We start from the raw sequence: 9864 nt of genomic DNA on the forward strand, positions 1-9864 counted from the left end.
ACAAACTAATTTTTAGCTTTTAATCCAGTTTAAAGCTAACTGTTGACTCGTTTTTGCTGTATAATTTGCGACCCTTGATAATGTGGCCGTAGGTTATACAGCATGAATTTTAAATCTTTTAGTTTCGCTCCTGAAATCATCCAGGCGTTGGACGAACTTAACTATCACACTCTTACGCCCATTCAGCGCGCAGCAATCCCTGCTGTTCGTAAAGGTAAAGACGTTTTAGCCAGTGCACAAACTGGTACCGGCAAAACTGCCGCGTTTGCTTTACCTATCATCCAAAAATTGGTTGAGTCTGAACTCAGCACAACGAATGCACCTCATGCGTTAGTACTTGCTCCAACGCGTGAACTTGCAGAACAAATTGCAAATAATTTTAGAGATTTTGCAAAGCATACATCACTTAAAGTTGTTAGTTTATTTGGTGGTGTTAGTACCGCCGGCCAAGCAAACGCTTTAAAAGAAGGTGTTGATATTGTTGTTGCAACCCCAGGTCGTTTATTTGATCATATTCGTTTAGGTAACTTAAGCCTTGCAAGTGTTAAGCACCTTGTTCTTGATGAAGCTGACCGTATGCTTGATATGGGCTTTATTGAAGACATGCAAAACGTGATTAAAAGCTGTGCAGAAGAGCGCCAGATTTTACTTTTCTCAGCTACATTCCCTGCAGCAATTAAACAGTTTGCATCTAAAGTATTAAAACAAGCTGAAATAGTGCGTGTTGATCAAACTAACAGTACAGCAAGTACTGTTGAGCATGTTGTTTATCCTGTTGAAGAGCGTCGTAAGCAAGAGCTACTTTCTGAATTGATTGGTAAGAAAAACTGGCAACAAGTGCTTGTATTCGTAAACATGAAAGAAACGGCTGATGAGCTTGTTAAAGAGCTTAACCTTGATGGTATTCCGGCAGGCGTTTGCCACGGTGACAAATCTCAAGGTAACCGTCGTCGTGCTTTACGTGAGTTTAAAGAAGGCAAAGTACGTGTATTAGTGGCTACAGAAGTGGCTGCTCGTGGTATTGATATTGATGGCTTACCTCGTGTAATTAATATTGATTTACCATGGCTTGCAGAAGATTACGTTCACCGTATTGGCCGTACAGGTCGTGCTGGTCGCCAAGGTCAAGCAATCTCATTTGTGAGCCGCGAAGAAGAAAACACTTTGTTTGAAATTGAAACGTTAATCGGTCAAAAAATCAAACGTGTATATTTAGAAGGTTACGAAGTAAGTAACCGTGAAGTACTAATTGATAAAATTGGTAAAAAACCAGCGCATTTACGCCGTACACGTTCTAACAAGTTATCAGGACAAGCAACCGGTGAAGCGAGAGCAGTAAATCGCTCACGTATTTCAAGCGTTCGTAAAAGCTTAAAAGGCGAAAAACTGTCACTTAAAAAGTCATAGTTAACGCCGTTTAGTTTAAAAAAACCTGAGTTTACTCAGGTTTTTTTGTGCCTGATGATAACACCTCATCAATAATATTTGCGTATACATAAGCCGCTTGCTCGCCCTCTTTATTTGCTATTATGGACAAACCAACTGGTAAACCACTTACTTTGCCTACCGGCAGAGTTATGTGCGTTGTGCCTGCAATAGCAGATAACGAACTACTACTACCATTAAAATTATCACCATTAACTAAGTCTGTCTTCCAGGCGGGTGATACTGTAGGCGCTATAACAATATCAAGCTTGTTGTTTTTATATACATTAACAATGGCTGTCGTTGCTAAAGTGCGATAGCGTTCTTTAGTCTCTTGGTATTTTTGTTTGTTAGTTAAATCAATAGCCTGAGATTGAACTAGGATATCTTGCTCAAAGTAGGGCATTTCTGTATTTTTATTTTGAATATTAAAATTAATAAGTGCTTTTAGGCTTTTTACACCCACTTGTGCTGGAGTGCTTGCGAGGTAGTGATTAATTTCGGCTTTAAAGTCGTAAAGTAAAATATAGTATTCATCAACAAATAGCGTATCTAAGTTATCAGTAATATCTACATTAATAATAGTGTGCCCAGCCTGTTTTAATGCTTGTAACTGCTTGGCATAAAGGCGCTGCGTTTCAACTGTAAATTTGTCGCTAGGCAGTGCACCAATAATAAGTGACGATTTTGATTTTAGATTACCTGTTTTTAATTCAAACCCTGTAGTTGTTGCATCAAGGGAGTCTTCACCTTGCAAAACTGATAAAACCAGCAATGCATCTTTAAGTGAATGCGCCATCGGCCCTACTGAATCTTGGCTACTTGAAAGAGGTATAACGCCTGAGCGTGATACTTGGCCCATACTCGGTTTTATTGCATAAACTCCATTTACTGAGGCAGGGCACGTAATTGAACCGTCTGTTTCAGTCCCTAATGCTATGGGCGCAAAGTTAAGTGCTACTGCAACAGCAGAACCTGCGCTAGAACCACATGGGTTACGTGTTACATCGTGCGCATTATGTGTTTGTCCGCCTACGGCACTCCAGCCTGAAGATGAATAGGATGAACGAAAATTTGCCCATTCACTTAAATTAGCTTTACCTAAAATTATAGCGCCCGCATTACGTAGTTGTTTAACAACAAAAGCATCATTATTAGTAAAGTTATTTTTAAGTGCTAAAGAGCCAGCCGTTGTGGGAAGTGTGCCTTTTGTTTCTATATTATCTTTAAGAAGTACAGGTATTCCGTGTAATGGACCTGTCCAAGTGCCTTTGGCGGCAAGTTCATCTAACGTTTTAGCTTGAGCAATCGCTGTAGGCTCAATACTAATAACTGCATTGTATTGTGGGTTAAGTTTATTAATTCGGTCTATATAATTTTGGGTGAGTTGCTGTGCATTAATAGAATTATTTTTATATGCACTGTGGATTTCATCGATGGTTTTTAGCTCTTGTGCTTTAGCGTTAAAAATTGCTAATACACTAAGCAACGAAAAGGTAAATGTTTTGATCATTGTTGAGGTGCTTGAGTTGTTATTATTTTCTATACATTTAGCACAAAAAAACCTCACAAAGTGAGGCTTTTCGATAAACAGCTTAAAAAAGAGGTTTAAGCGCTTTCTAACATAGACAGTGCGACTGCTTCAGCTGCTTTAATACCATCAATACCCGCTGATAAAATACCGCCAGCGTAACCTGCGCCTTCACCTGCAGGGTAAAGCCCTTTGGTGTTAATACTTTGGAATGTTTTATCACGCTTAATACTAATAGGCGACGAAGTACGTGTTTCAACACCGGTTAATAAACCGTCGTTAGTTGAAAAGCCACGAATTTGTTTATTAAACGCTGGTATCGCTTCGCGAAGGGCATCAATTGCAAATTGTGGTAACACTTTACTCAAGTCAGTTAACTTAATACCAGGTGTGTAAGAGGGTTGTACTTCACCTAAGTCTGCAGATGATTTACCTTTTAAGAAATCTCCAATTAACTGCGCTGGTGCATCGTAGTTGCTACCACCAAGCTCATACGCTTGCTCTTCAAGTTTGCGTTGTAAGTCTATTCCAGCAAGTGGATCACCCGGAAAATCTTGCTCTGGTGATATACCTACCACAATAGCGCTGTTAGCGTTGCGCTCACTTCGTGAATATTGACTCATACCGTTGGTAACAACACGGCCTTCTTCAGAGGTTGCAGCGACTACTGTGCCACCTGGGCACATACAAAAGCTGTAAACGGTGCGGCCATTGTCGCAATGATGCACAAGTTTATAATCGGCAGAGCCCAAAATTGGGTTTCCTGCATTTGTGCCAAAACGACATTCATCGATCATTGATTGTTTATGTTCGATTCTAAAACCGACTGAGAATGGCTTTGCTTCAACATAAATCCCTTTTTTGTGGATCATATCAAACGTGTCACGTGCGCTGTGGCCAACGGCTAATACAACATGTCGAGTGTTTAGTTGCTCGCCATTTGAAAGCGTTAAACCTGTTACTTGCCCGTCGTCTAAATGAATATCGTCAACACGTGTGCTAAAGCGAATTTCGCCGCCAAGCTCTATTATACGAGCGCGCATTTTTTCAATCATGGTGACAAGTTTAAACGTACCAATGTGTGGCTTACTTACGTATAAAATTTCATCGGGTGCGCCTGCTTCTACAAATTCAGTAATGACTTTTCGGCCATAATGCTTTGGATCTTTTACTTGGCTGTATAACTTACCGTCTGAGAAAGTACCTGCGCCACCTTCACCAAATTGTACATTTGATTCTGTATTAAGTGTGCGTTTACGCCAAAAGCCAAACGTGTCTTTTGTACGTTCACGTACTTCTTTACCGCGCTCTAATATAATGGGTTTAAAGCCCATTTGAGCAAGTAATAAGCCCGCAAATAAACCACAAGGACCAAAACCAATCACGACAGGGCGCTCTTTGATATTATTGTTAGCTTGGGCTACAAATTTATAACTTGTGTCTGGTGCTACTTTTACATGTTGGTCTTTTTCAAATGCTGCGAGTAGCTCGGCTTCGTTATCAACTTCTATATCGAGTGTATAAATAAGTAAAATAGCTGATTTTTTACGTGCATCATAACCACGTTTAAACACATTAAAACTGTGCAATTGTTCAGGTTGGATTTTGAGTTTATTTACAATTGCTTGACCAATTGCGTCTTCGTCATGATCAAGTGGCAGCTTTATTTCGGTTAAACGTATCATTTATATCTCTTTTAGGTGTCATAGCGGGGTATTATTACCGCTCACAATAAGGGGATGCAGGGCACAACGAGTGTGCAAACATTAGGCGCGCATTTTACGTTAAAATAGCCTGATATGGCACTTATTTATTGTATTTTTGGGGTGGATGGGTATGATCCACAACTGTTGTTCAAAATCTTAGGTATTAAAATAGTATGGCGTTTGTTGTCACCGAAAATTGTATAAAGTGTAAGTACACCGATTGCGTATCTGTGTGCCCAGCAGATGCATTTTTTGAAGGCCCTAATTTTTTAGCAATTAGCCCGATTGATTGTATTGATTGTGGCTTATGTGTCCCTGAGTGTTCAGCTGATGCGATATACCAAGAAGATGAGCTACCAGAGTCTCAAAAAGAGTTTACTGAATTAAATGCTGAACTTGCACTGGTCTGGCCGCGCATTACAGAGGTTAAACCTGCACCAGAGGACGCTGATGTATGGAATGGCATAGACGATAAGCTTAAACTACTCGAAACATAATACATAACAATTAGTTACTCCTTTATCATTAAATAGTTAATTTTTCATTTCAAAGTATTAACAAATGTACCTGGATAAATTACAATCCTCAGCTTAAGTTGCTCCTTATGAGTAATTACAGTCTAAATGGATGTTTATGCAGTACTTTATAACTATAATAAAAAAGTTTACCTTCCTATTTTTAAGTTTTGCTTTATTACTTTCAAGCCTTGATGTAGCGGCTAAAAAACAGCAAGTATCCTTGTCCCGTATTGATTCAAATATCACCGTTGATGGTGTTATGGATGAGGCGCACTGGCAAAATGCAACACGTATATCTTTACTCTACCAAGATGAGCCTAACGAAAAAGGCACTCCTCCTGTAAAAACTGATGCCTTTATTTACGAAGATGGCACTAACTTATATGTTGCCTATGTTGCACAAGACCCAGACCCTACGCAAATTCGTGCATCACTTCGTGACCGCGATACGCTATGGGAAGACGACGTAGTTATTCTTGTTATTGATACATTTAATGATGAACGCAGTGGTTATGAATTCCATGTGAACCCGCTGGGTGCGCAAGGCGATATACGAATGACCGACACCGATGGCTGGAGCTCTGATACCTCATGGAATGCTATTTGGGATAGCGCAGGACAAATTAACGACAAAGGTTATGTTGTTGAAATGCGTATTCCTTTTAAAGCATTGCGTTTTCCTGAAAATAAAAATGAGCTAACGTGGGGTTTTTCTGTAATGAGAAACTATCAACGTGATGTGCTATATCAGCTATCAAATATGGGGTTTGATAGAAATGTGAAATGCAGCCTTTGCCAGTTTGATAAGTTAGTTGGCTTTAGTGACATTGAATCAAGTAAAAATATCCAATTAACACCTACATTAACCACACTGCGTAACGATAATAAATCTGCGTTGCCAGGTGATTGGGATAAGGGTGATATAGATACTGAAGTGGGCTTAGATTTACGCTGGGGTTTAACAAAAGATGCTGTTTTAAACGCGACAATTAATCCTGATTTTTCGCAAGTAGAAACTGACTCTTTAGAGCTTGATGTAAATACAACCTTCTCAATTTATTACGCTGAAAAACGTCCTTTCTTTTTAGATGGTGCTTCTTACTTTAAAAGTAGCTTATTTGAGCTTTTATACACACGTACAATTGCAGAGCCTACTTTAGGTGCAAAGCTGACGGGTAAAACGGGTGATCATAGTTATGCGCTAATGCTAGCTGATGACGACAATAGTAATATTTTACTGCCAACGAATCAGGGCTCTGGCTTCGCAAGCTTAAACGAAAAAACGAATGCAGCCGCAGGGCGTTATCAATATGACTTAGGTCAGCAAGGTACTATTGGTATTTCAAGCACGCACAGAGAAAGTGATGACTATCACAACACTGTATTATCAGTGGATGGTACCTACTGGTTTAATCAATCGGATACTCTTTTGTATCAAGTGTCATCTGCTGATACTCGTAACTCTGAATTTTTAATTCAAAACTATAACTTATCTGAAACTCAATCAGATGAAGCTTATGCTCTAGAACTTACCCGCGATAAACGTGATTACAAATTATTTGCATCTTATGAAAATATTGGGCAGGACTACCGCACTGATTTAGGTTATCAAGCTAAAGTCGATTATGAAAAAGTAGGCTTTGGTGGCGGACAAACATGGTACAGAGATGAGTCTGATTTACTTACCTCGTGGTCATACGAAGCTGACTGGGATAAAACGTGGGCACAAAATGGCGACTTACTTGAAGAAGAATACGAAGGCTTTTTGAGTTTTAAAGGTCAAAAACAATCTATTTTTGAAATTGGTTTAGTACACCGTTATGAAAATTATAATGACAATTTTTATAATCAAAATATTGGTTACATTTATACGGGCTTTAAACCCACTAAAGATTTAAAGTTATCATTATATGTTGAATACGCTAGCCGCATTGATTATGCAAATGAGCAATTAGGCGATGCGTTTGACACCCAAACCCAAATGGTGTGGGACATTAACGACCATTGGCAGCTCGATGTAAAACATAACTACAGCCAATTAGATAACCCACAAGGGGAGCGTGTATTTACAGCTAACTTAGTTGATTTTAGGCTTCATTATAAATTTAGTATGCGTTCAATTCTTAAGCTTATTTTACAATTTGAAGATATTGATAGAGACGAAAATGCCTACTTTTATCAAGTTAGCCAAATTAACAAAGACTACGGTAGTCAGCTTGTTTACTCATATAAAATTAATGCGCAAACACTGTTTTATTTGGGTTACTCAGATAGAGGTTACCAAGACGATTCTCTTAAAAATATTGAGCGAGATCAACGTACCTTATTTACAAAAGTTAGCTATGCATGGCAGCTTTAAATATTAATAATAATTTTATTAGCGATAATTCCTACTAGTTTGAGTAGCAATGCATAATGCGCAAGAATAATTTTTAAATGATGTACGACAGCGGAGCAAATGCGATTAAGGTTGAGTAAATATAAGTACTTAAAGCTGTAGTGGTGAGGCATAGATTAATGCGGCAGAAAAAACGACAAAGTTTATATACCGCATGTATTAAATTTTAAACAATTGAAACGTTTTTGTTTATTTTTATTAATCCCATCTATACTATATGTAGATATAGTTAGTTAATCCATTATCGTTACAATTTTTTGTTATTCTAATGGCTTAGGATTATATCAATGCTTGCGTAGTACTAAATGCAAGCGATATAATCCGCTTTTGGTAATAGGTTTGATAGGAGAAGCAAAATAGATGGATTTTTTTTATGAATAAACTTAAGCCGCTCGGTTTTATTTTCTTAATCATAGTTCTATTTTGTTTCTGCATAAACATAGAGTTAACTAATCAGATCAACCGTATAAATCTATTTCAGACTAATATTGATATACGAAGTTTCGAGATCACGAATACCTCCCTTGATATGGCTCCTTGGTATAATCCCATTTTAAATGGCCATTATATAATTGAGCAGCCAACAGCTGATTTTTTACTTATTAAAACCACTGATACCCAATTTGTAGCCGCTGATTCTAATAAGTTAATCATGATGACGCTCTCATCACCCATGAACTTTTTATTTTTATGTATATTGATATTTGGCTCAGGTATCTACTTACGTAGAGAACGTAGAAAACGTCATTATAAAAATCAAATAGCGGAGCTCAACCGCCAAGCCAATAGCTTACTTACTGCATTTAATTTACAAGTTAAACCGGCAGAGAACCCATTAGGTGTAAGCAGCTTAAGTCAATCTATAAATAGCTTAAATTCACACGTAGTTAATTATGTAAAACAAACTCAAACAAGTATTTGTCAAGATAAACTGACGCTGTTAATTGACCGCCATGCATATATTGAACACATAGACAGACAAATAAATCATGCTAATCAGGAAGATCTCAAATGTGCGCTTCTATTTATCGACTTGGATGGCTTTAAACAAGTAAATGATTCGTTTGGCCACAGTTTTGGTGATGAAATATTAGTTCAAGTGGCCAGTCGACTTGCAAATGTTTTACGTCACCATAAGTTAAGTAATATTAATAGCGCTAATCAATTAGAGCAAAACTTATCAAGATTAGGTGGAGATGAATTCTCCATATTTATAGAACTACTTGATGATAGCGACAGAGTTGTTGACATTGCGAAGCACGTGTTAAGTGAGCTTGAAAAAGACTTTGTGCTTGGCAATAAAATAGTAAAAATTAGTGCTAGTATTGGTATTGCTGCTTACCCAGAAAGTGCGTCAACCCCACAAGCACTTTTACAATTAGCTGATGTTGCTATGTACAGAGCTAAGAGTGATGGTAAGGGAATATTTAAAGTTTACTCGCCAGAAATGGGTAACAAAATGCGCCGTTACCATTATTTACTCGAAGAATTGCGTTTAGCGCTCGCGTGTAAAGATTTTTACTTGTCTTTTCAGCCAATTGTACATGTTGAAGATTGTATGATTGATTATTTTGAAGCACTTACCCGGTGGGACCATCCAGTTGAAGGTATGATCCCACCTTCAGAATTTATTCCAATAGCAGAAGAGTCGAATTTAATTTTAGAGCTTGGCGATTGGATTATGCTTGAATCGTGTCGGCAAATGGCTGCATGGCATAATGCAGGTATGCGCAAAGTTAAAATATCAGTTAACGTTTCGGGCATTCAGTTAAAGCACCGTGATATTTATGATTGGATAATGAAGAAGCTAAAAAAAACCGGCTTACCGGCGACGTCTTTAATGCTAGAAATTACCGAATCAACATTTATTCAAGCCAGTCCTAGAATAATCAAAGAGCTAAGTAGATTAAGAGAAGAAGGCATCACTATTGCAATTGATGACTTTGGTACAGGTTTTAGCTCGTTGAGTACATTAGCGGATTTACCAATTGATGTTATTAAAATTGATCGCTCGTTCATAGCTCAAGCCAATAAAAGCCAAAAATATAACGATATATTAAATACAATTAGTGAGCTTGGACAAAAGCTGGGCCTTAAAATTGTAGCTGAAGGCGTTGAAGAAATAGGGCAGTTTGAGCTTGTTAAAAAAATGGGTGTGAGTTCAGTTCAGGGGTATTTAGTGAGCCGTCCTGAGTCATCAGTTAATGTAGGCAATAAAGTATTACGTAATAACACCAGCAATCTTTCTGCATCGGGTACAAGTGCGTGGGATATTGTTAGTTAGTT

6 protein-coding genes are annotated in these 9864 nt (G+C 38.0%); 4 read left to right on the forward strand and 2 right to left on the reverse strand.

Translation table 11 applies throughout. The features are described 5' to 3' along the window. Nucleotides 1-102: 102 nt before the first annotated feature. Nucleotides 103-1407 carry a DEAD/DEAH box helicase gene (locus H5160_RS19365; protein WP_002958629.1) on the forward strand — a complete coding sequence of 435 codons (1305 nt, stop codon included), beginning with the start codon at nucleotides 103-105 and terminating at the stop codon, nucleotides 1405-1407. Between the two features lie 31 nt (nucleotides 1408-1438). Here the strand turns inward: H5160_RS19365 and H5160_RS19370 are convergent, their stop codons facing one another. Together H5160_RS19370 and H5160_RS19375 are read right to left on the reverse strand one after the other, a co-directional pair. Then, entirely contained in the window at nucleotides 1439-2938 is a 1500-nt protein-coding gene (locus tag H5160_RS19370) for an amidase family protein (RefSeq protein WP_182738421.1), read from the reverse strand. A gap of 95 nt (nucleotides 2939-3033) precedes the next feature. Then, nucleotides 3034-4641: an NAD(P)/FAD-dependent oxidoreductase gene (locus H5160_RS19375; RefSeq protein ID WP_182738423.1), complete on the reverse strand. Its 1608-nt coding sequence runs from the start codon at nucleotides 4639-4641 to the stop codon at nucleotides 3034-3036. A 194-nt stretch (nucleotides 4642-4835) separates the two neighbouring features. On the opposite strand from H5160_RS19375, the gene fdxA reads away from it, so the two are divergent. The 3 genes from fdxA (at nucleotide 4836) to H5160_RS19390 (ending at nucleotide 9862) form a co-directional block, all read left to right on the forward strand. After that, entirely contained in the window at nucleotides 4836-5159 is a 324-nt protein-coding gene (fdxA, locus tag H5160_RS19380) for a ferredoxin FdxA (RefSeq protein WP_002958626.1), read from the forward strand. 136 nt (nucleotides 5160-5295) lie between these two features. Continuing rightward, on the forward strand, nucleotides 5296-7539 hold the full coding sequence (locus tag H5160_RS19385) for a carbohydrate binding family 9 domain-containing protein (RefSeq protein ID WP_182693273.1): 2244 nt from the start codon (nucleotides 5296-5298) through the stop codon (nucleotides 7537-7539). Nucleotides 7540-8107: 568 nt separating this feature from the next. Continuing rightward, a complete protein-coding gene (locus tag H5160_RS19390; protein WP_370626122.1) occupies nucleotides 8108-9862 on the forward strand; it encodes a putative bifunctional diguanylate cyclase/phosphodiesterase in 1755 nt (584 codons plus the stop codon). Nucleotides 9863-9864 lie beyond the last annotated feature (2 nt).

It is taken from the genome of Pseudoalteromonas sp. SG43-4 (assembly GCF_014164325.1).
Lineage (GTDB): Bacteria > Pseudomonadota > Gammaproteobacteria > Enterobacterales > Alteromonadaceae > Pseudoalteromonas > Pseudoalteromonas distincta.

Excerpts from the sequence above, each read along its gene's own strand:
- H5160_RS19365 (WP_002958629.1), top strand. The coding sequence starts at position 103 with ATGAATTTTAAATCTTTTAGTTTCGCTCCTGAAATCATCCAGGCGTTG.
- H5160_RS19370 (WP_182738421.1), bottom strand. The coding sequence starts at position 2,938 with ATGATCAAAACATTTACCTTTTCGTTGCTTAGTGTATTAGCAATTTTT.
- H5160_RS19375 (WP_182738423.1), bottom strand. The coding sequence starts at position 4,641 with ATGATACGTTTAACCGAAATAAAGCTGCCACTTGATCATGACGAAGAC.
- fdxA (WP_002958626.1), top strand. The coding sequence starts at position 4,836 with ATGGCGTTTGTTGTCACCGAAAATTGTATAAAGTGTAAGTACACCGAT.
- H5160_RS19385 (WP_182693273.1), top strand. The coding sequence starts at position 5,296 with ATGCAGTACTTTATAACTATAATAAAAAAGTTTACCTTCCTATTTTTA.
- H5160_RS19390 (WP_370626122.1), top strand. The coding sequence starts at position 8,108 with ATGGCTCCTTGGTATAATCCCATTTTAAATGGCCATTATATAATTGAG.